17 protein-coding genes are annotated in these 20,611 nt (G+C 50.1%); 3 read left to right on the top strand and 14 right to left on the bottom strand.

Going from position 1 to position 20,611, the window contains the following annotated elements; all coding sequences use genetic code 11:
• Positions 1-181 precede the first annotated feature (181 nt).
• A complete protein-coding gene (locus tag B5F38_RS07340; protein ID WP_087408631.1) occupies positions 182-2,092 on the top strand; it encodes a glycerophosphodiester phosphodiesterase family protein in 1,911 nt (636 codons plus the stop codon).
• Between the two features lie 8 nt (positions 2,093-2,100).
• Here the strand turns inward: B5F38_RS07340 and B5F38_RS07345 are convergent, their stop codons facing one another.
• From B5F38_RS07345 to B5F38_RS07355, 3 genes are all read right to left on the bottom strand, one after another.
• Positions 2,101-2,646 carry a hypothetical protein gene (locus tag B5F38_RS07345; RefSeq protein ID WP_143240932.1) on the bottom strand — a complete coding sequence of 182 codons (546 nt, stop codon included), beginning with the start codon at positions 2,644-2,646 and terminating at the stop codon, positions 2,101-2,103.
• A gap of 102 nt (positions 2,647-2,748) precedes the next feature.
• The gene (gene yidC, locus B5F38_RS07350; protein ID WP_087408633.1) at positions 2,749-4,647 is read right to left on the bottom strand and encodes a membrane protein insertase YidC; all 1,899 of its coding nucleotides are present in this window, start codon (positions 4,645-4,647) and stop codon (positions 2,749-2,751) included.
• Positions 4,648-4,673: 26 nt separating this feature from the next.
• Entirely contained in the window at positions 4,674-6,278 is a 1,605-nt protein-coding gene (locus tag B5F38_RS07355) for a CTP synthase (RefSeq protein WP_087408634.1), read from the bottom strand.
• Positions 6,279-6,669: 391 nt separating this feature from the next.
• On the opposite strand from B5F38_RS07355, the gene B5F38_RS07360 reads away from it, so the two are divergent.
• Together B5F38_RS07360 and B5F38_RS07365 are read left to right on the top strand one after the other, a co-directional pair.
• Positions 6,670-8,124 (top strand): DUF3078 domain-containing protein, encoded by a 1,455-nt coding sequence (locus B5F38_RS07360; RefSeq protein WP_087408635.1) that lies wholly within the window; start codon positions 6,670-6,672, stop codon positions 8,122-8,124.
• Complete coding sequence (locus tag B5F38_RS07365) at positions 8,124-8,693, top strand: hypothetical protein (RefSeq protein WP_087408636.1); 570 nt, start codon at positions 8,124-8,126, stop codon at positions 8,691-8,693. Before B5F38_RS07360 ends, B5F38_RS07365 begins: the two co-directional genes overlap by 1 nt.
• 14 nt (positions 8,694-8,707) lie before the next feature.
• Here the strand turns inward: B5F38_RS07365 and B5F38_RS07370 are convergent, their stop codons facing one another.
• From B5F38_RS07370 to B5F38_RS07420, 11 genes are all read right to left on the bottom strand, one after another.
• Positions 8,708-9,154 (bottom strand): lipocalin-like domain-containing protein, encoded by a 447-nt coding sequence (locus tag B5F38_RS07370; protein WP_087408637.1) that lies wholly within the window; start codon positions 9,152-9,154, stop codon positions 8,708-8,710.
• Positions 9,151-10,710, bottom strand: coding sequence for a capsule assembly Wzi family protein (locus tag B5F38_RS07375; protein WP_087408638.1), 1,560 nt, complete (start codon positions 10,708-10,710; stop codon positions 9,151-9,153). Before B5F38_RS07375 ends, B5F38_RS07370 begins: the two co-directional genes overlap by 4 nt.
• Before the next feature lie 193 nt (positions 10,711-10,903).
• Positions 10,904-11,533, bottom strand: a complete 630-nt coding sequence (locus tag B5F38_RS07380; RefSeq protein ID WP_087408639.1) for an outer membrane beta-barrel protein — start codon at positions 11,531-11,533, stop codon at positions 10,904-10,906.
• A gap of 45 nt (positions 11,534-11,578) precedes the next feature.
• Positions 11,579-12,214: a DUF4136 domain-containing protein gene (locus B5F38_RS07385; protein ID WP_087408640.1), complete on the bottom strand. Its 636-nt coding sequence runs from the start codon at positions 12,212-12,214 to the stop codon at positions 11,579-11,581.
• Positions 12,215-12,334: 120 nt separating this feature from the next.
• The gene (locus tag B5F38_RS07390; RefSeq protein ID WP_087408641.1) at positions 12,335-13,420 is read right to left on the bottom strand and encodes a glycosyltransferase family 4 protein; all 1,086 of its coding nucleotides are present in this window, start codon (positions 13,418-13,420) and stop codon (positions 12,335-12,337) included.
• Between the two features lie 22 nt (positions 13,421-13,442).
• Positions 13,443-14,510 carry a radical SAM protein gene (locus tag B5F38_RS07395; RefSeq protein ID WP_087408669.1) on the bottom strand — a complete coding sequence of 356 codons (1,068 nt, stop codon included), beginning with the start codon at positions 14,508-14,510 and terminating at the stop codon, positions 13,443-13,445.
• Positions 14,511-14,565: 55 nt separating this feature from the next.
• The gene (locus B5F38_RS07400; protein WP_087408642.1) at positions 14,566-15,780 is read right to left on the bottom strand and encodes a glycosyltransferase; all 1,215 of its coding nucleotides are present in this window, start codon (positions 15,778-15,780) and stop codon (positions 14,566-14,568) included.
• A gap of 14 nt (positions 15,781-15,794) precedes the next feature.
• The gene (locus tag B5F38_RS07405) at positions 15,795-16,769 is read right to left on the bottom strand and encodes an acyltransferase family protein (protein ID WP_158096856.1); all 975 of its coding nucleotides are present in this window, start codon (positions 16,767-16,769) and stop codon (positions 15,795-15,797) included.
• 1 nt (position 16,770) lies between these two features.
• Positions 16,771-17,883 (bottom strand): glycosyltransferase family 4 protein, encoded by a 1,113-nt coding sequence (locus tag B5F38_RS07410; protein ID WP_143240933.1) that lies wholly within the window; start codon positions 17,881-17,883, stop codon positions 16,771-16,773.
• Positions 17,884-17,948: 65 nt separating this feature from the next.
• Positions 17,949-19,376 carry a lipopolysaccharide biosynthesis protein gene (locus B5F38_RS07415; protein ID WP_087408645.1) on the bottom strand — a complete coding sequence of 476 codons (1,428 nt, stop codon included), beginning with the start codon at positions 19,374-19,376 and terminating at the stop codon, positions 17,949-17,951.
• Entirely contained in the window at positions 19,373-20,611 is a 1,239-nt protein-coding gene (locus B5F38_RS07420; protein ID WP_087408646.1) for a hypothetical protein, read from the bottom strand. Before B5F38_RS07420 ends, B5F38_RS07415 begins: the two co-directional genes overlap by 4 nt.

Here is a 20,611-nt window from a genome sequence, read left to right on the forward strand (position 1 = left end):
CATTCGGCATCTTTCCTAGAACGATGTGCACCCGGCCGACCATTTATTCCGTAACATCCTCCATAGCCACATACAAACGTAACTCGACCATCCCCGGGGTGTGTAAGAAGATTTACCCGGCTTTTTGATATTGTATATAAAAATTTCATTATTTTTGAACAAACCAAAAAACCTGCATTCCATGAAAAAGATTCTCATCGCCCTCTCCTGCCTGGCTCTGACCCCGAGCCTGTTGCAGGCCCAGCCGCAACTGGTGGGCCACCGGGGCAGCTATTGGGGCGTGGAAAACACGGCCGAAGCCTTTGTCAACGGAGCCCGGGCCGGATACGACGGCCTGGAGTGTGACATCAAGATTACGGCCGACGGCGAATATGTAATCTCGCACGACGACGATTTGTCTCGCCTGGGCCATTCGGTCTCGATCGAGGGCTCTACCCTCGCCTCGCTTCAGGAGTTGGAGTTGAGCCAGACCCGCGGCGATGAAACCTATACCGGCCGACTCTGCACGCTGGCCGAGTATCTCGACATCTGCAACCAGTACGACTGCTTCCCCGTAATCGAACTGAAATGGTGCACCGGCATACACTCCAACGAATCGGGCAACAACGACTTTTCAAAGATACCCGGTCTCATCGGCCTCATCCGGGAAAAGGGTCTTGCCGAGAAGGCGGTGATACTCTCGTCGATGAGAGGATGCCTCGAATACATTCGCAGCAACTACCCCGAGATACAGATACAATTCCTCACCGGCCAATACTGGGCCAACCACTTCGACTGGTGTGTCGAACAGGGATTCGACGTAGACATACAAATAGGCTATTTCGACGAGAAGGCCGTCAAGCAGTTTCACGATGCGGGACTGAAGGTAAACGTGTGGACCGTCAACTCGGAGAGCAACTTCCTCACCTACTACGACTACGGGTGCGACATGATGACGACCGACTACTTCAAGCTATCGGACATCACGGCCGACATCTCGGTGGGTATTTCGTCGCTTTGGTCGAAACGGAAAAGCGAACTCTCCTACCTCACGGCCGAAGGACAAAACGCAATGGGTGTTTATGAGGGGAAACTCTACATACCCAACCGCGAGACGGGCCGCTTCGTGGTAGTCGACGGAACCGACGGCTCCCTCATCGCAGAACACGACACCGGACTTTCGGGCCGCAAGATGAGCGGACTGGCCATTACCGACGACGGAGCCATGCTGCTGGGTGGTACCGGTGGCGATTCCGATACACTTTATATCGCACAGTGCGACCGGGAACAGGGAGACATCGTACAACAGTTTGCCCTGCCCGTACCGGGATTGGGCGAGGCCGACTATCTGGCTGCCACCGGAGCCTTCTATTCGGCCGAAGGGGGCTATCTGGCCACAGCCGGGAACTCGGGAATGGCAGCTATCATACCCTTTGCCAACGGTACGTTTGGCGAGCCTCGCGTCATACCGGGTCACGGCATGACGGCCCCCGCTTCGCAAGCGGTCATCCGCGATGCGAGTTCGTTCTTCATCACCGGACAATACTGCCCCCGCAAACTCTACAACCTCAACGGCGAAGTAATCGGTGAGTTCGGCGAAGAGAGACCGGCCACCGATGCTTCGAGTGCCGTATGCTTCACATTAGGCGGGAAAGAGATTTTCGTCTCGGCCGAGAATAAGGTAGGCATTCTCAAAGTATTCAACATTACCGGCGGACTGGCACAAGCTACTGTTATCGGCAACACCACCCCGGCCATGGGACGTGGAGCCAATGCCAACCTCACCACCCCGCTGTGCGTGGAGTATGTCGACGACTATGCCATCGTCTACTTGCTGGCACCCAACAACGGCATGGCGGCCTACAAGATTTACCGGCGGGGCGCCTCGACCGTAGAGCCGGCAACAGACGACGGAATCCGCATCTTTGCCAGCGACAGTCTTATTCAGGTCGAGGGTGTCGCTCCGGGCCAATCCATTGCCGTATATGACCTCAAGGGACGGCTTATCCAAAGCACGGTGGCAGAGAGCGGCTGCACAACAATAACAAACTCCCAACCCGGGCAAACCTATATCGTAGTCACCTCGGGCCAGGCTGTCAAAGTATGTCTGTAAATGACTGACTAAAAAAGATACCCCAGCCGCACGTTGAAGGCCGGGCCTACCGACACGCTCTTGAAATCGGTCGAGGCGAGGTTCAGCCCCCCGCCCAGTTCAAACAGCAGGTGACGGTACCACACCCGACGGAATCCCCAAAAGGGAGTCATCACGAAACCTCCCGAGTTATCGACATGCCGGCGATAATAGGGCGGCAGATAGTATTGCAGATTGCAGGAGAGGAATCCGCCGCTGTTCTTGAACGCATTCTTCCCGGCCTCGTAGCGTTTCGAGAGGTTGTAATAGTAGCGCGGTTCCACCGAGAAGACCGGATAGAGGCCCACGCTCCAGCGGTGTTCCCACTCGCCCCAAAAGCTGCTATACGACGCATATTGGATGCCGGCCTGAGTTCCGACCCGGGTCACGAGCGAAAACCGGTCGCCCAGCGGGCACTCATAGGCATACATCAATCCGGCCAGTTCGACCGAAACCGAATGGTTGGAGACAACCTCTTGCGCCGCAAGCGGCGAAAGGCTCAAAACAGCGGTAAAGAGACAAATGAACTTTTTCAATCGCATGGCTATTCTATACTATACTTCAATAGTCATAACGAAAAAAAAGAGGCGCCCCCTACTCGGGAGAGCGCCTCTCCCATATAAAATATCTAAAACGGCTTAACGGCGACGTTGCTGTTTGGCACGTTGTTTCTGTTGCTCGCGCAGGGCAGCCTGCTGCTGGCGTTGAGCCTCTTCGAGGCGAGCCATGAAGCCGCTCTTCTTACGGGGTTTCTTCTGGTTCTCTTTCAGCTCGGCCAATACCTTCTCTTCGTTGATACACTTACGGAAAGCGTAGGTTTGAATAATGGTAATCAACAACGAGAGGAAGTAGTAGTAGCTCAAACCGGCCGAATAGTTGTTGAAGAATACCAGGAACATGATGGGCATGAGGTACATCATGAATTTCATACCGGGCATCTGTTGTTGGCCGGCCGTGTTCTGCATGTTGATTTTGGTATAAATCAAGTTGGTGATGGTCATCAACAGACAGAAAAGGCTGATGTGGTTGCCGAAGTAAGGCGTGATGAGCGGTATGTAGGTATCCCAACTTACGATGGCATCGTAGGTCGAAAGGTCTTTGGCCCACAGGAACGATTCACCTCGCAGCTCGATAGACGAGGGGAAGAAGGTGAACATGGCAATGAGGATAGGCATCTGCAACAGCAGCGGCAGACAGCCACCCATGGGGTTGACACCCGCCTTGCTGTACAGGTCCATCGTGAGTCGCTGACGCTCCATGGCATTCTCCTGCCCCGGGTACTTGTCGTTAATCTCCTTGATTTGCGGAGCCAGTACCCGCATGCGGGCCTGCGACTTGTACGACTTGTAGGTGAAGGGGAAGAGGACGAGTTTGATGAAAATCGTCAACAACAGAATGATGACACCGTAGTTGCTGAAGAACTTGCCGAGGAAGGTGAAGACCGGGATGACGATAAGGGTGTTGATCCAGCGGAAGAACTTGTAGCCCAGCGGCACGAGTTTGTCGAGGTCGAGGGTCTGGTCGCCCGAACGGCCGTCGTCATACGACGACAACAGGGGGTACGAGTTGGGTCCCAGGAAGATGTTGAAACCGGCCACCTGCGGCTCTTTCGAGTCGTAGTCGATGGTGCTCTCGGCGTGGAAACGCTTCAGGTACTTACCCTCTTTGAAAGACTCCGAAGTGAAGGCTCCGTCGTTGAACTTGCCGTCGGCAATGAAGGCGGTCGAGAAGAACTGGTTTTTGAAACCGATCCATTTGAGACTGGTGGTCGCCTTCTCGTCGTCGCTGCCCGATTCGCTCAGGTGCTCTACGTCGTCGCCGGCAAACTTGTAATAGAGGGCACTGTTACGCTCCTCGAACATACGTCCCTGCTCCTGACGACGCATCGTCTGGTCCCAGATGAAATCCCAGTAGACCACGCTCGAGGGGATGACCCGGTCCATATCCTTCTGCCAGATGTCCATCTTGAGCATATAGCTGTCTTCGGGCAAGGTGTAGCGGATACCCAGCCGGCTGCCGTTGGCCAGTGTCAGCGTCATGTCTACGGTACTGTCGTTGACTACCGGCTCGAAGTAGAGGTCGCGGGTATCGATTACCCGGGCATTGGTGCGCACGATGAAGCCATAGTCGTTTTCGTTGCCGGTGAAGAGAGTCACCTGCGTCGAGTCGTAGGCCATATAATCGTTGAGCACGGCCTCGTAGAGGCGGCCGCCCTTGTTCGAAAACTTCAGGGTCACCTTGTTGTTCGAGAGAGTTGTAAACTCTTCGGTACCCTCGGCACAGGGAGCAAATTCGCCAAACTGAGCCACCAGACCGGCCTGCTTGAGCGAGTCGGCCATCTCGGGCGAGAGGGTATCGGTTTGAGCCGGAGCGGCTGCCTCAGCGGCCTCGGCCATACGTTCTGCCTCGACGGCAGCAATAGAGTCGTTGTACCGACGTTGAGCTTCCAACTGCTCGGGCGATGGCTGCATCCACCACGAGAAGAGCAGCACGACCACTACCATCAGTACAAGACCTAAAATCGTGTTCTTGTCCATTCTTCAGTTTTGAGATTACTAAAAATTTATTTTTTCGAGATTGCGGCTTTGATGAAATCGACGAAAATGGGATTGGGATTGAGCACGGTGCTGTTGTACTCGGGGTGATATTGCACACCTACATACCAGCGTAACGAGGGAACCTCGACCACCTCGACCAGGTGAGTTTCGGGGTTTTCGCCCACACAACGCATGCCGGCATCCTCGAAGGCCTGGCGATACTCGTTGTTGAACTCGAAACGGTGGCGGTGACGCTCACGGATGTGAGTGGTACCATAGGCCTTGGCGGCAATCGAATCCTCGGCCAGCACGCAGTCGTAGGCACCCAGACGCATGGTTCCGCCCATGTTGGTGATGCTCTTCTGCTCCTCCATCAGGTCGATGACGTTGTGTTTGGTGGTTACATCCATCTCGGTCGAGTTGGCATCGGTCAGCCCCATCACGTCGCGGGCATACTCGATGACCATGCACTGCATACCCAGGCAGATACCAAAGGTAGGTATATCGTGCTCACGGGCATACTTGAGGGCTACGAACTTGCCTTCGATACCGCGTTGTCCGAACCCCGGAGCGATAATCACACCGTCGAGCGACGAGAGCATGGCGTCGACATTGCCGCTGTTCAGCTTCTCGGAGTGGATGTATTGCAAATCGAGCTTGCGGTCGTTGTAGGTAGCGGCCTGGAAGAGCGACTCGTTGATGGACTTGTAGGCATCGGGCAACTCGACATACTTACCCACCAGACCGATACGAACCGTTTCGGTGGCATTTTTCATGCGGTGGAGGAAGTTCATCCACGGCTCCAAATGGGGCTCGCCATTGATGGGCAGGCCGGTCTTGGTGAGCACGAGCTCGTCGAGATGCTGCTGGTGCATCTTCAAAGGCACTTCGTAAATCGTGGGTACATCGATCGACTGGATGACGGCAGCCGGGTCTACATTACAGAAGAGGGCCACCTTCTTGCGCAGGTTCAGCGAAAGGTCGTGCTCGGTACGCAGCACCAGAATATCGGGCTGGATACCTACCTCCTGCAACTGTTTTACCGAGTGCTGGGTAGGTTTGGTCTTCAACTCTTTGGCAGCAGCGATATAGGGCACATAGGTGAGGTGTATGCACACACAGTTCTTGCCCAACTCCCAACGCAACTGACGCACGCTCTCGAGATAGGGCAACGACTCGATGTCGCCCACGGTGCCACCGATTTCGGTAATCACAAAGTCGAACTGGTTTTTCGAGCCCAGCAACTTGATGTTGCGTTTGATTTCGTCGGTGATGTGCGGAATGATTTGTACCGTTTTTCCTAAATAATCGCCACGGCGTTCCTTGTCGATCACATTCTGATAGATGCGGCCGGTCGTGATGTTGTTGGCCCGGGTCGTGGGCGTATTGGTGAACCGCTCGTAGTGGCCCAAGTCCAAGTCGGCTTCATGGCCGTCAACCGTCACATAACATTCTCCATGTTCATAAGGGTTCAGCGTACCCGGGTCGATGTTGATATAGGGGTCGAATTTCTGAATCGTCACCTTATATCCACGAGCCAAAAGCAACCGGGCCAAAGAGGCCGAAATAATACCTTTTCCCAACGACGAGGTTACACCTCCCGTAACGAATATATATTTAGTTTCCACGATAAAATATGGTTTTATGTATTTACACTACGGGGCACAAAATTAAGAAAAATAATCTACATACCTGCATAATGTACCGGAGAATTATTTGCAGATGAGAAAACCCGGTTTCCTTTTTGCCACTCCGCACGCTTTTCGCTATCTTTGGATAGACAGGCGCGGTTCGGCAAAATCAAAATTGAAAACTACGTTTTCTTTTGTCTCTGCGCTCTCCTTTTGCTATCTTTGTTACACGAAGAAAGATGGCGGTTCGGCCAAGCAAATAATGCTAGCATTTTTGCTTGTCGCTCACCTTTTGCTATCTTTGTAAAATAATTTAACAAGAGGAAAATGTCCTGCCGGGGTTTCATGCTCCGAGACATGGATTTACAAACGACAAAATATATACGACTCTATGGGTTCACGAATGACCACACTTCTTATCGGTATTCTTTCTGTAACCGGTTTATCGGCCACAACCGTAGCTCCCGCCGACAGTACGGCCAGTGCCGCTCAGCCCTTGCCGGCCGATACCACCCTTGTAGCCGACAGCCTGGCAGCACGGCCTGCACAGGTTACTCCCTTTGACTCGATACAATACCAGCAAGAGGCCGACAAGAGGCTGCTCTCGTTGATGGAGACCGACACGACCGAACAGATGTTGCCGGTCATCAAGATGCTGCGAATGCTCGAATATGCCGACAGCATAAAGGCGGCACAGGGTTCGAACGAAATTCCGGTGAACCCGCTGTTCCTTCCCATCGTATTCAAGGAACAGATGTCGACCCCGCTGCAACATCTGCCGGAGGCTGACAACAACCCCTTCAAGCCCCGTTCGCTCACCGTAAACGACCAGTGGCTGCAACGGGAGATTGAGCGGGAGAAGACTCGCGAAATGGCACAGAACTATGTGATTGTCAACTATCCGAAGATGATTCACTACAACCTCGACAATCTGCCCGAGGTTCCCAAGCAATACATCATCGAAAACGACCCGGTGAAACATGTACTCTCGATTAAGGAGAAACCGCTTATCATCAAAAACGATGTGGGCAAGGAGAAGATAAAGCTGAAACGCTGGGTCGTCAACTTCCAGTCGGCCATACAGTTCTCGCAGGTCTATGTATCGGAGAACTGGTATCAGGGCGGAACCAGCAACGTGAACCTGCTGAGCGACCAACAGTTCTCCATCAAATACAACGACCCCAAAGAGCAGCGCATCCTGTTCGAGAACCTGGTGCAATGGCGTTTGAATATCAACAGCGCCCCCGAAGACACGCTGCGCTCGGTGCGTGTGAGCGAGGACCTGTTCCAGATTAACTCGAAATTCGGTCTCAAGGCTTACAACAAATGGTACTACACGGCCACCCTCAACTTCAAGACCCAGTTCCTCTCGAGCTATACGGCCAACACCAACGACAAGGTGGCTGCCTTCCTGTCGCCGGCCGAGTTGAATATCGGTTTAGGTATGTCGTACCAGTACAAGAACGACAAGAAACAGTTCGAGACGTCGATATCGCTCTCGCCCCTCTCCTACAACCTGCAGTTCATCATCGACAACGATATGGACCCCAGTAGCTTCGGCATCAAATCGGGCAAGAGCATGAACCAATACGGTTCGTCGTTCGAGGGTCGCATCAAGTGGGAGTTCTACCACAACATGGTGTGGACCTGCCGCCTCTTCTACTTTACCAGCTACGACCATGTGCAGGGCGACTGGGAAAATACGTTCGACTTCATACTCAACCGCTTCTTCTCGACGCGACTGTTTGTGCACCTGCGCTACGACGATGCGTTGGCCTTGAACAAAGACTTGGGGCACTTCCAGTTGAAAGAGTTGCTCAGTTTCGGATTTAACTACAAGTTCTGATGAAAGCGGCGGCCTGGCTTCTGGTGTGTGCGGGATTCATCCTGAGCTCTTCGTCGATAGCCGACGAAGAGTGCCGCTACGACGACAAACCGCCCTATCGCAGCTTCATTCTCGAAGGGTACAGCGAGGCCAGTGCCCGACACTACTTCGATACGGCCCCTATCGATAATTGGGAAGGTATATGGCTGATGACCGAGACCGGAGAGCGAGTATCGATCGAGCGTTTCAAGGATGTGAGATTTTCCGAAATCTTCACCCATCGCATTGTCAAATTGGAGTCGTCGGTCCGAACCGAGACACCCATGGGTACAGTCGTGGGATATTTGACTCGCGGCGTGGAAGCTAACACCTGCTTCGTATGGCTCTACAAGCACCGGCTGACAGGCTCGATTCTCATCAAGCCCAAGCGTTATTCGGCCCGTCTGACAACCGATCTGAACGGTATCGTCTTTTGGGGCAACAAGACCAAAAACCTGGGCGACCTTTTCGACCCACGTTCGGGTTTTGTCAAAATCTATCCCCAACAACTCCCCGACGATACCGAAAACCGGGAAATCCGCTATCTGTAAAAAAACAATTACAATCAGAATTTGCGGAAGACAAAGCGCTCGTCTTCGCCTCGCGTGAGCACCATCTTCGACGAGTTCAACGTCTCGATGTGAAACACATTCACATTGTCGATGCCCATCGGCTTCAAATTGAATACAGGCGGGAATACGGCAGGGAACCACGAAGGCTCTACAATACTAAAGCGTAACTCGCCATTCTCTTGTACATAATTTCCATAAAAATTTTCGGTTGTATTCTCTATTCCATTTCGATGGACGAGTTGTAACATTATAATATCTGTCTGAAAATTATAGTAAATGCTGTCGTGAGGAGTCATCGTTTGCCCCTCCCACATCTCGGTGAGCTGCCACTTGCCAAAAATAGGACCTATATATCCATCGTTCTGCGTACACGAAGTGACGGCTACAACCAATAAAACGCCCAATAAAACGCGGCGTACTATATCTATTATTCCTTTCATTTCCCAATCGTTAAAATTCCACTCTTCTTGATTCCAATAGCAACACCCCAGTTGTCGCCATACAGCTTGCCCTTGTCGCCGGCCAGCGACAACGAGAAACTCCACCCCGCGAGTTTCGCAGGCGTGTAATGACACTCGAGCAATCCCGACAAATCGTGCTGGGTATCGGCCAGCGGGAGCTGCAACGACCCCCACGAAGTCCGGTACGAAGCCAACACTTTGTATCGCCACTCGGGGGTAATATATCCCATGGCCCCTACGTGTACCCCACGCATACGATTAAACTTATACTTCAGATAACCATCGGTATTATACAAGGTCGATTTGGCCATCGGGGTACCGTTGGACTGCCCGTAATGAGTCCAACCATTATAGAAGTAATTGTTGTAATAGTCGTCATAACCCGTTGCTTCGGTCGTCAATACCGGACTTGCATAATCGGTCGGGCACCAGTTCAAGGGGCCGCCCTGATTGGTAAAGTCGACATACTCGACCACCACGTCGGAGAGCCAGTTCTCGCGACCGCTCTTGTATTCGATACCCCACAAGCCGTCCCAGCCGTTGAGCTTGCCCATGCCCGAAGCATCGTCGTAATACCATTCGAAATACCCCCGGATAGACGATTTGTCCTTAAAGGTATACTGTGCCGACAGGTTCCACTGCCCCACGTGGTTGCCATAGTAATAGGCCTGATCGCCCTGATTGGTACTGCCGTCACCCGAGGTCGGAACCAGAACCTGCAGGAAATCTTTCAGTCGCGTGGGGCTTTTCATCGTAAGCGAGTCAATCAGTACCCCCTTGTCATAATAGCGACGAGTCCCTCCGAACTGGGCAGCCAACTCGGCACCGATAGTCACCACAAAAGGTTTGTCGGGATTGGTACGGAACGAAATCGACTTGTGGTGATACAAGGCTCCGGTAGTGATATACAAATTGTAATAGTTGTAATGCTCCCGGGCATAATCGCTGTCCATGAATTTACCATAGGCGATGTCACCTTTGATCTGTACCCACCCTTTCGTATAGGGGATGTCGACAAAGTCGATAAAGCCGGCCCGCACCTGAGGAATAGGACGGGCATTGCCCGACCAGACCAAACCGCCGGAACTCAACTCGAAGTTGACAACCGGGTCGGTCAACTCGCGATTCCCGGCCGAGATGAAAATCTTGCGATATTTGATGCCGGCATACAGTTGTTGAATGCGGAACGAGGAGACCCGGGGGCAACGTTCCAAGAGACCCTGATTTACATCGTAATAGGCCACCGGCGAAGTAGACGAAAGCATCCCTACCAAATCGACACCGAACTCATAGGAGAAGCGCTTGCTCATATCGATGTCGCGCGACAAGGCGGCTCGCAAATAACCGCTCTTACTGTGAGTTACCAAACCATGCTTGTTAGCCGACAAAAAATAGGGAGCAAAGGTGCCACTACCGGCATTACCGACCATCGACACCGCGTAGTCCATCGAATATTGAGCAAAAGTGTGAAACGAACCTCCCACCATCCACATAAGCGCAGTGAGCAGTACGCCCCAAAAACGACGATACATCATGAATAAATTTTCTAAATACTGTTGTTACGGTAACGACGGAGAGGAGACAGCCCCTCCTCCGACCGGCACAAAAGTAATATATATATCGTTATGGGGCAATCGGCTACGCTTTATTTAACAAAATCGGGAGAGAAAGTGCATGCCGATGCACTCCCTCCCCCGATCGATTCACAGAGGATATAATGTTAACCGATTAGAACGAGATACCTACGCGGAAACCCAGATTGCTGCGTCCGTCGATTTCGTAGGTCAGCACCTTGCTCTTGTTGGTGGCATAGTTGTAATACATGGCCAGGTGCAGTCCATACCGATAGTTGGGACTGGGAAAGATACTGATACCAATCTCGGGCGAGACGGCAAATCCCCAAGTGTCGCGATAGAGTTCCCAAGCCTGCATGTAGGACGACATGCGGCTGTAATTGGCACCCATCTTTACCGTCATGTAGGGCTCGAACATGCCGCTGGTCGTGAAGCGATATTTGGCCAAAAGACCGAAAGGCAGTTGAAACAGCGAGTGCTGTTGGTCGGTTGTCAGTGCCGAACTGGAGCTCAAGGCCAGTGTCTGCCGGTCGATATACTTGTTGTTGGTATGGTAGGCGATATAAGCACCGATGGCCATGTGGGGCATCACGTAATATCCACCCTCGAAGTTCATACCCCATCCGCTCGCCTTATCGGCATAGCTGTTTCCCATCGGAGCATTGAATTGCCAATCGACATTGAAATAGGTTTTCGAAACGGCTTGCGCGTTTCCACGGGTCGGCACAACCACCATAAAAGCAGCAGCTACCACCCATAACGATATGTGTTTAATAGTTTTCATAATTCGATTTCTGTTTTTATTGGATATACAAAATGGGTAGTCACGTTATTGATTGGTCAAATAGGGCGACTGGTTGAAAGCCTGATCGATGGCTCGGATAACCAAAGTCTGGTTCACCCGGGGAGAGCTGCTCTGCAAACCGGCCATATAGGTATCCCACAGCACCGGCAACCGCTTGCTTGTCGTGGTCTGGTCGGTCAGGTCGACCAGCTCGGCCAGGAAGGAGTTCACGCTATAACTGTATACTACCGGATAGGGATAATACCAACTGCTCCAGTAGGGCCCCCAGTAGCCGGGACCCCAATAGCCGGGGTATCCCCACCACCAGTTGGGACTGGGATAGTTGACAAAATAGTGCACATCTTCGATGTAGCTGACCTGCAGACCCAGGTCGGCCTCCTCCTTGGAGTCGACCAGCATAAAGCCTCGGGCTGCCATATTCTCGGCAAAGGTCTCGAGAATATAGTTGGCCTCGTCGTTGGTCCAGTAGGTGGCTTTTTCGCTATCGGTAATCAGCAGCACACTATCGGGCATGTAGTAGGTAAGATAGTCGCCGAAGCTGGCCGATTTGTCATAATCGGTAAACACCACATAATCGTCATCCAGCTTGGAGAGGCTGGGCTCTTTCTGACACGCAGTAACGGCTGCCACGACAAAAAGAATCGGGATTAGTTTTTTCATAATGGTTTTGTTTTTGATTGTTTTGTGATATGTTATACCTCAAAAACAAAACAGGCCCGATATGGTTCGAAATCGGGCCGACTTTTTAGTAGGATAGCATTGTCTTTTTCGGTTGAAGATTCACAGCCGATGATACACGGCATCGACCTGGGTAGCTATGTAGTCCCAGTTATACGGAGTGAGGTCGTATTGGCAACGGGTATCGGTCTGTGCCAACTTGCGGGCGAGTGCCTCGGCAAGCGAGCGGATGTCGCCCGTCGCAAAGAAATCGTCAGCCGAGAGACAGGAGAGGCGGTTGGCGGGAATATCGCTGACCAGCACCGGCAAGTGATAGCTCAAAGCCTCGAGCAACACGATGGGCAACCCTTCGTGAAACGAAGGTAACACAAAGAGGCGGGCGTGCGAAAAGAGTTCGTTCAACCTGGCCCCCCGAATGAAGCCGGTAAGCACCACCCCCCGCTCCCGAGCCAGCTGTTTCAGCGTGGTCGAATAGTGGTCTTCGTGGTCGGCATCACCCGCAATCACCAGTTTGTACCCCTCGTGAGGTATCTGGTCGAATGCCCGGATGAGCAGGTCGAACCCCTTCTCCTCGACAAACCGCCCTACGGCCAATACATATTTATGGGACTCCAGCCCCAACGAGGCTATATAGTCGGTCGTCGTGGCTATGGCAGGAGTATTCACCCCGTTGTAAATCAGGTGAGCATTGCAGCGATGGTACTTCTCGCGCAGAATATTGTCGATGACGGTCGAGATGACAATCACCTCGTTGGCATACTTGACACCCATACGTTCGCCCAACCGCAGCACAGCCTTGGCCACCCGGTTCCACTTCTGCCGGTCATAGTCGGGACCATGGTGAGTCATCACCACCTTCAGCCCCAGCAGGCGGGCAAAGGGTACCAGCAACGACGGCCCGATGGCGTGGATATGCAGCACGTCGGCATGCACCCGGCGGGCATAGAGAATAGCCAGGAATGTATGGACAATGGCCTCGATACTCTTCTTGCGGGGTGCATAGGTGTCTTTCAGGCGAACGCCTTTATACGTAGTGATTTTGTTTTGCGGAGTTACGTAGCACGAACGACGTACTACCGTCACGTCGTGGCCCATGGCAGCCAAGCGGGGATACAGCTCCTCGCAATGGGTCTCCACCCCGCCCTGAATATCGGGGATTCCACGCGTACCGGCCACGACTATCTTCATCGCCACGACTATCCTTTCTGCCCTATTCGGGCCTATTGAGGTTTCCCTGTCGGGGATCCTGACCCACATCGTACCACTTCTTGTCGATGCAGACCGGTTTGCCCAGCAGCGAACGCATTTTATTCTTGAGTATCCACCCCATGGGGTGACGCACGTAAGAGAGCTTTTTCATCACCGGCGAAACGGTACCGACCATCCAGCAATTCTTGGGGCACCGCCGTACCAGTTCGCGCACATGCTGTGCCTGCTCGCTGTTCCAGATTTCGTCGAACGAGCCGGCCTTCCGGATGTTGCCCATGCCCTCTTTCCAATATTTCGACTCCAGTCCGTTGCAGGGATAGACCTCGCCATACGGGTCGATAAAGCAATTCATCAGACCGGCCTCACAGGGCAGCAAACGACGGTTGCCCTCGATGTAGTTGATGAGCCCCATGTTGAAGAAGGCTCGGGCCCACGATTTGGGGTGTTTCTCCCGCATCTGCATCTCGATGAGTTGGGCAAAGTTGGCACACACCGTATCGCGATTGGTGATGACGTTGTCGTCTTTATGGAAATAATACGAGTTATGGAAAGCTGCTGTGGCAAACTCCATATCGAGCGCTTTGGAGAGGTGATAGAGCGAAAGCATGTCTTCGGAGTTGTTGTTCGATACCGTAATGCCGAAACCTATATCCTTCACGCCCATCTCTCTCAACTTCAAGAGGGTACGAAGTCCCTTATCGAAACCGCCGGGACGCCCGCGCAACTCGTCGTTTTTTTGCGACAGTCCCTCGATGCTGATACGAATGCCAATTTTGGGGAACTTCTTGGCCAACTCGATTACGCGGTTCTCGAACCACCCCGACGTAGAAATCACTACCCGGGGAGCTTTGCGAAACGCTACCTCTACAATCTTATCCAAATCTTCCCGAACAAAAGGCTCGCCACCCGTAATGTTAATAAACTTGACTCGAGGCAAAACCTCCAACTCCTCGGGACGAATTTCTTGCCGGGGATCGGTGGGATTCTTCCAGATATTACACATCTTGCACTGCATGGGGCAGCGATAGGTGGTAATAATGCTTATATCGGTAGGTGCAGAAATCTTCATTTTTTTCAAATATCGTGCAAAGATAAATCTTTTTCCCAGTCTTTCAAATTTATATTTACCCTTCTATTCCATACACTTTTTTCAGTTCTTGCCAGTAACGCTCTTCCGAAAATCGAGCCCTGGCCCGCTTCGAAATTGCCTGCCGATCGGTATCGGCAACCGACATGCGAGCCTCGATTGCCTCCTCAAGTTCCTCCTTGTCGCCCATGCGAAACAGGGTGCCATCGCCCTCGCGTATCAACTCGGGGATACCGCCCACTTCCGAACCAATAACAGGGGTACCCATGCACAGCGACTCGATAATACTCAACGGATTGTTCTCGTACCAAACCGAGGGAACCACCATCGTACGAGCCCGCTTGACCAACCGGACCACCTCTTTCGAAGAGAGATGCCCCAGGAACCGAATTTTCTCAGAAGCATACTTCTTACGCAACTCCTCGGCCAGCGGTCCGTCACCCGCTACATAAAGCGGATAAGGCAAATTTTGCGCCACGTCAAGCAACAGGCGTATGCCCTTCTCTTCGGAAAGACGCCCCACATAGCAGTAGTATGGCTCGGAGGCAGACTCCTGTTCCTCGGGCTGAGACAGGAAGTCGAGCTTCTCCTTTTCGATAAAGTTGCAGATAACGGCCAGTTTGATATAGTCATATCCGCAAACCCTCATCTTCTGGGCCATAAACGCGCTGGGGCAGACAAAAGCATCGACCCAGTGCTGCAACTTCCGCCTATTCCACCACAACGCTTCGCCATAGGCCAGCGCACTGGCCACGGCACTATCCTTCATGCACTTGCGCCGCAGCACCTGCGTCAGGTCGGTAAAGCAGGCTTCACAGATTTTGCCACGACACAAACAGTTGTACGAGGGGCACAACAGTTTATAGTCGTGCATGGTCCACACTACACGGCAGCCCATCTCATGAGCCAACTTGACCACAATGGGAGAAAGATAGGAGTGGATGTTATGGAAGTGAACTATGTTGGGACGGAAATCGTCGAGGATTCGCTGGAACGAACGTATAATATCACCCGTACCAAAAAGCCGGTTGGCGGCTTTCAGTTTCTCCATCAACCCGCCCGAGAAGGAGACTTCAGAGGCAAAATAGCGGGCCGTTTCGCAGGGTAAATTTTTCGGATAAGCCATCGCATAGACGGCGACTTCATAACCCATCCGACGCAACAAAGCCTCGAGGTTGATCATGCTGATGCAATCTCCCCCTCTCGGATAGTAAAACTTATTCACCAACAGGATGCGTAGCTTTTGATTCATGGGCGGCGTGCAGGTTATTTAAATATCCGAGCGGTAAACTTGTTTTTTGTCCACACCCACTTGTAGAGACAAATGGGGCCGACAATTCCCGCTCCTATTATAAATAACGCAGAGAGCACAAACTCTATTGTATTGCCACCCGACAATATATGTGTTAAAATCGCTTTTCCGCCACCCATAATCCAAGTATGGAAAAGATAGATAGTCATCGACATTACCCCTATCCGACTCAAACCCAGTGATACCGGCCCCGCCAAGCGCGAAAGCCAGGCCGAAACCGAGAGTACCATAAAGCTACCGGTAATGCCCAACACCAATAAAAAGAGAGTTGACAATACCCCCGGTTGCATGTTGGTATGTACAAACGAGAGTCCTATCGTAACCACAGCCCACAACAATGGATACCGGCTCATGGCCTGCCGCAGGCCTCCCGACCGAGCCACCCACATACCCCATACAAAGAAGACCAGATGAGAGCACAACTGCCGGATGCAGAAATATTGTGGCGCCGTGTCCCAAAAGAACAGTCCCAATGCCATTATCGAGAGGATAATGAGCCTTACGCCTTTCTTGAAGAGAGGTGCAAGGCAAAACGTGAGAAACAGCACATACACGAACCACAGGAAATAACCGGCCTCGGGCAAATAGAACACACGATACAGCGCATCGAGTGTCACCGGATGGTCTACCGGCATCACACGGCCTATGCCCACCTTGGTTCCCACAATAGCCCACGAGAGAATAAAATAGGGAATCATCAGGCGCTGGAACTTGCTCCACACAAACGGCAGATAGTCTGTCCGACGGGTAGAGCGATCGTAAAAATAACCGGCTATGATAAAGAAAAGCGGCATGTGGAAATAGTAGATAAAATCTATAAAATCGACATACCATTTCGGAGCTCCGGCCGGAATATAGTGACCGATAACCACCAGAATAATACCTAACCCTTTAGCTATATCGAATACAATATCCCGAGCCTTTTCCATATCAGATATTCTTTTTTGATGCTTGTTCAAAAGAATCGATAATACGCTGTGCCACAGCATCGACCGTAATCGATTGTGCATACCTCTTACAGTTTGCGACAAATCGATCATTCTCCTCTATCACTCGGGCTATATCGTCCTCATCCCAACCATCACGAGCAATTCCCAACTGCTCTCTCTCGACCACCTCACTATCGAAAGGTATTCGATTGGTTACGACCGGTGTAGACATAGCGACCGACTCCATAAGAGCCAACATATTGAGCTCTCGCAATGAGTCAAACAGCGAAGCTTTCGACTCCCGATAATAACGGAAAAGTTCCTCATGAGGCAATTTCCCCAACAAAATAATCTGCTGTTCACGGCCTAACTTCCTTATCTGTTCTTGATACTCGTCTCTCAGCCCTCCATCTCCGGCCACATACAACACATAGTCGTTGTATTGTGGATATTTCGAAAAAAAAGCGGCAGCCTTACGAATTACAGATATTATATTTTTCTCCCAAAAAAGACGGCCAACCGTAAGCAACTGATTTTTCTTAAGCGTTGAAATAGAGTTCTGTTTTACCACAATACCATGGCCTATGGGACTACCCACTCGAGGCATATACTTACTTATAAATCGCTGAGACACATACGACCGAGGTATCACCCAAACCTTACGCATAAAGCAACGGGCTATCACGTTGTACCAAATACGTGACGGCAACATTTTCATCTTGCGATTATGAGCCCCAAGCTCTTGCCATACAACAGTCTTAGAGGGTACGATAAGAGCTGACAGAAACGACGGGATTGAGAACGTCTCGCTCGTCAGTACCATATCGACCTCGTGGCGCCGCTTGCGCAAATAGCTCCACACCCCTGGCATAAAAGGCAATAATCCGGGTTTGAAAACCCGTTTCCAGATCGACTTCAAAAAGACCACTTCAAAATCATAGGCTTCTTCTTTTGCAGGCTTGAAATCAGCAGCAGCAAGCAATGTAACCGAATGCCCCAAACGAAGATAGGCCATGCAAAGGTCATATATCATCGTCTCTTTAATTGTTTGGACAAAAGGAACAACCTCTTTTTCCGGAGTGAAAAGTATAGAATTGATGACGATAATATTCATATAGTTCGTATTTCTGAATACAAAGATAATGGATATAAAGCCCGGCACAAACTTGTTGAGTCAATTCATTCCGAACTTCCCATTTTTTTCTTTACGACACTCTTCAACTTCTCATTTACTTCTTGCCTGATACTTTTAGGCTGGATATAATAACTGAGTATAATTACTGTTATCACATAAAATATTTGCCATACAGCCGAATCGACCCAATAAAAAAACGCAGCTCCTCCGACCAAAAACAAGACAGGATAAATAATTTCCAAAGAGATTCTTACCGGGAAAAACTTCCACGTATCGACCATTCTGAATCCCAACATAAACAGATATGACAATATCGAAGAGAGAATTATTCCCCAGATACTCATGATACGTATAAACAAATAATTCATTATCAAATTCAAAACGGTAGTTACAACAACCCCGGGAAGATTTCTGACCGTTCGTTTAGAACACTGATAGCCCAAATCGTAAAATGCAGCCAAAGCAAAACAGAAAACCGAAATAAACATCGGATAAAGATATTGCAGACTCTCCTGATAACGGACATCAACTAACCACGAATAGTTAAGCTTCAATACAAAGACCAATATCAAAACCAACACCGTAAGAATTACACTATACGCATTAAATATTCGAGAGAAAAAAACCTCTCGATCGGGAGCTTCGTATTGTTTGATTGCCGTCTCCTGCCAAGCTTGATATACAATTACCGAAAACGTCTCGAGTATCGTAGAAAACTTCATCCCTACTGCAAAAATACCATTGGCTTCCAACCCTAAATAATGCTCTATAAACAATCGACTGGAACTACCCAACAGCCACCAGCAAATGGCATTAGGGAGCAATGGTAATGAATACTTCAAAAGAGCCCGATTCAAAGCCTTATCTTTGAAACTGACTACAAAATAGCGTTTAAATACCCGAGTCTGAAATTCGATAACCACCATCGAAACCAAGCGTGCCAATATATTGGAACAGAATATTCCGCCAATACCCATCTTCAACCAAGCTACAAAAATCAGGCTGTATAAACCTATCTGAAAAGCGGTAAGAATCCCCGCAAAAACAAACTGCTTGTTCCGTCCAAGGCCTCGTACGATTTGGATCTGAACTTCATATAGCGAAAGTGTAATAACAAAAGCGATAATCCATCCCCAATCGCGTATCTCATAAAAAAAAGAAAAGATAATGCCAACCAACAAAACCGCCAAAGATGATTGGCTTAACAATTTATACGAAAATGAAACAACCCCTCTACGGGTATATTCATCTTCATTGTCCAACAAGAATCTAAATGTACCATCCCGCAATTGGAAGGTAATAATCCCCATCGCCAAAAATGTGAGCGTAAGCACTATGTCGTAATATCCAAAATCATCTGGCGAGATAAAATAAGTATACAGCGGGACCAATAGGAAAGTGATAAGCTTAGAGCCTAAATTCCCTATAGCATAAATAAAAATATCATGTATAAACTTCGTAGCCCTATTCATACTTCTCCTATTCGCTTGGCAGAACACTCGTAGTGCTCTTTAATAACCACCGCATCTCTCGCCATGAAACCAAGCAGAATCATTACGACAATGCCCGATCCCTGCAAAAAAGCACTACCGGCAATCGATTCTATAAATAAGAACGTCATAATCAGCAGTCCTCCTTTATAGAGCGCTATGGCATCTGAGTCTACAACTGAAATTTTTATTTTTTTATACACCCATACCCAAAAATAAAAGAATATAAAAATACCTACGATTCCAAATTGGGCCAATTCGGGGAAAAAAGTATCAGAGACAAAAGGACAATCCCCTTCGAGCAACCCCCAAACTTCATCTATATTATACTCTTTATACAACAAAGAATACCCTACGTCACCCGACGAAAAGGTCGCATAGGAGGCCAAACCCGATCCCAAGAAAAAATGATCGGCCAAAACCTGTGGTGCTCGCACATACAAAACAGCCCGCGCAAAAGAATCGTCCATGTTTTCTGCACCTGAAAAAAAACCCGATGAGATAAAATAGTAGTTTATCTTACCCCAAGCCACGTACAATACGGCACAAAATACCAGCACAATTGTTATCCATTGTTTCAACTTTACCCGAACCAACATTCCCGGTTTGTACCAAAAGAAGACATACATGGCCACCACAAAGAATCCATAAAATTTGGAACGGGTGCTGAAGAATCCCACAGCCAGCATAAGCATCATCACAATCTTGTCTCTCTTGGTAAGCCTTTGATAGGAACAGTAATAGTATATCAAAAATAAAACCGTACTGATAATACCATAATAAGCCACATGGAAAAAGATCTTCTTTCCAGCCCCTGCAAGAATAATCGTCAGCATCAAGACACTCAGAAAGACACACAATCGTTTAAGGAATTGCTTCTGGGAAGCATCGAACCGCACACCCATGGAATAGGCGGCATAAAAGGCGATAAAGGGTTTGATCTGGATAAAGAAATCGTACAGAATCGCCTTGGGCGTGTTGTAATGAAGGGCAAACATGGAGTACAACAAATAGAATGTCATCACCCCGACAACCGCAAACAGGCCCTTGTACCGCTGGTGATTCTTATTGGCCAGCATATCCAACATGCACAACAGCGCCATCAGCAACGTGATCAACTCATCGGAGCTTTGAAACCATAACATCTGATAGGTATAAACTCCTACAATGAGCATCAAGAAGAACAGCCCAAAGAATATTTTATTCAAGGAAACCAT

The sequence above is a fragment of the Barnesiella sp. An22 genome, from assembly GCF_002159975.1.
Taxonomy (GTDB): domain Bacteria; phylum Bacteroidota; class Bacteroidia; order Bacteroidales; family Barnesiellaceae; genus Barnesiella; species Barnesiella merdigallinarum.

What these genes read in the sequence shown, in the direction of transcription:
- B5F38_RS07340 (WP_087408631.1), top strand. Translation starts at nt 182, where the DNA reads ATGAAAAAGATTCTCATCGCCCTCTCCTGCCTGGCTCTGACCCCGAGC.
- yidC (WP_087408633.1), bottom strand. Translation starts at nt 4,647, where the DNA reads ATGGACAAGAACACGATTTTAGGTCTTGTACTGATGGTAGTGGTCGTG.
- B5F38_RS07360 (WP_087408635.1), top strand. Translation starts at nt 6,670, where the DNA reads ATGGGTTCACGAATGACCACACTTCTTATCGGTATTCTTTCTGTAACC.
- B5F38_RS07365 (WP_087408636.1), top strand. Translation starts at nt 8,124, where the DNA reads ATGAAAGCGGCGGCCTGGCTTCTGGTGTGTGCGGGATTCATCCTGAGC.
- B5F38_RS07370 (WP_087408637.1), bottom strand. Translation starts at nt 9,154, where the DNA reads ATGAAAGGAATAATAGATATAGTACGCCGCGTTTTATTGGGCGTTTTA.
- B5F38_RS07375 (WP_087408638.1), bottom strand. Translation starts at nt 10,710, where the DNA reads ATGATGTATCGTCGTTTTTGGGGCGTACTGCTCACTGCGCTTATGTGG.
- B5F38_RS07380 (WP_087408639.1), bottom strand. Translation starts at nt 11,533, where the DNA reads ATGAAAACTATTAAACACATATCGTTATGGGTGGTAGCTGCTGCTTTT.
- B5F38_RS07385 (WP_087408640.1), bottom strand. Translation starts at nt 12,214, where the DNA reads ATGAAAAAACTAATCCCGATTCTTTTTGTCGTGGCAGCCGTTACTGCG.
- B5F38_RS07390 (WP_087408641.1), bottom strand. Translation starts at nt 13,420, where the DNA reads ATGAAGATAGTCGTGGCCGGTACGCGTGGAATCCCCGATATTCAGGGC.
- B5F38_RS07395 (WP_087408669.1), bottom strand. Translation starts at nt 14,510, where the DNA reads ATGAAGATTTCTGCACCTACCGATATAAGCATTATTACCACCTATCGC.
- B5F38_RS07400 (WP_087408642.1), bottom strand. Translation starts at nt 15,780, where the DNA reads ATGAATCAAAAGCTACGCATCCTGTTGGTGAATAAGTTTTACTATCCG.
- B5F38_RS07405 (WP_158096856.1), bottom strand. Translation starts at nt 16,769, where the DNA reads ATGGAAAAGGCTCGGGATATTGTATTCGATATAGCTAAAGGGTTAGGT.
- B5F38_RS07410 (WP_143240933.1), bottom strand. Translation starts at nt 17,883, where the DNA reads ATGAATATTATCGTCATCAATTCTATACTTTTCACTCCGGAAAAAGAG.
- B5F38_RS07415 (WP_087408645.1), bottom strand. Translation starts at nt 19,376, where the DNA reads ATGAATAGGGCTACGAAGTTTATACATGATATTTTTATTTATGCTATA.
- B5F38_RS07420 (WP_087408646.1), bottom strand. Translation starts at nt 20,611, where the DNA reads ATGGTTTCCTTGAATAAAATATTCTTTGGGCTGTTCTTCTTGATGCTC.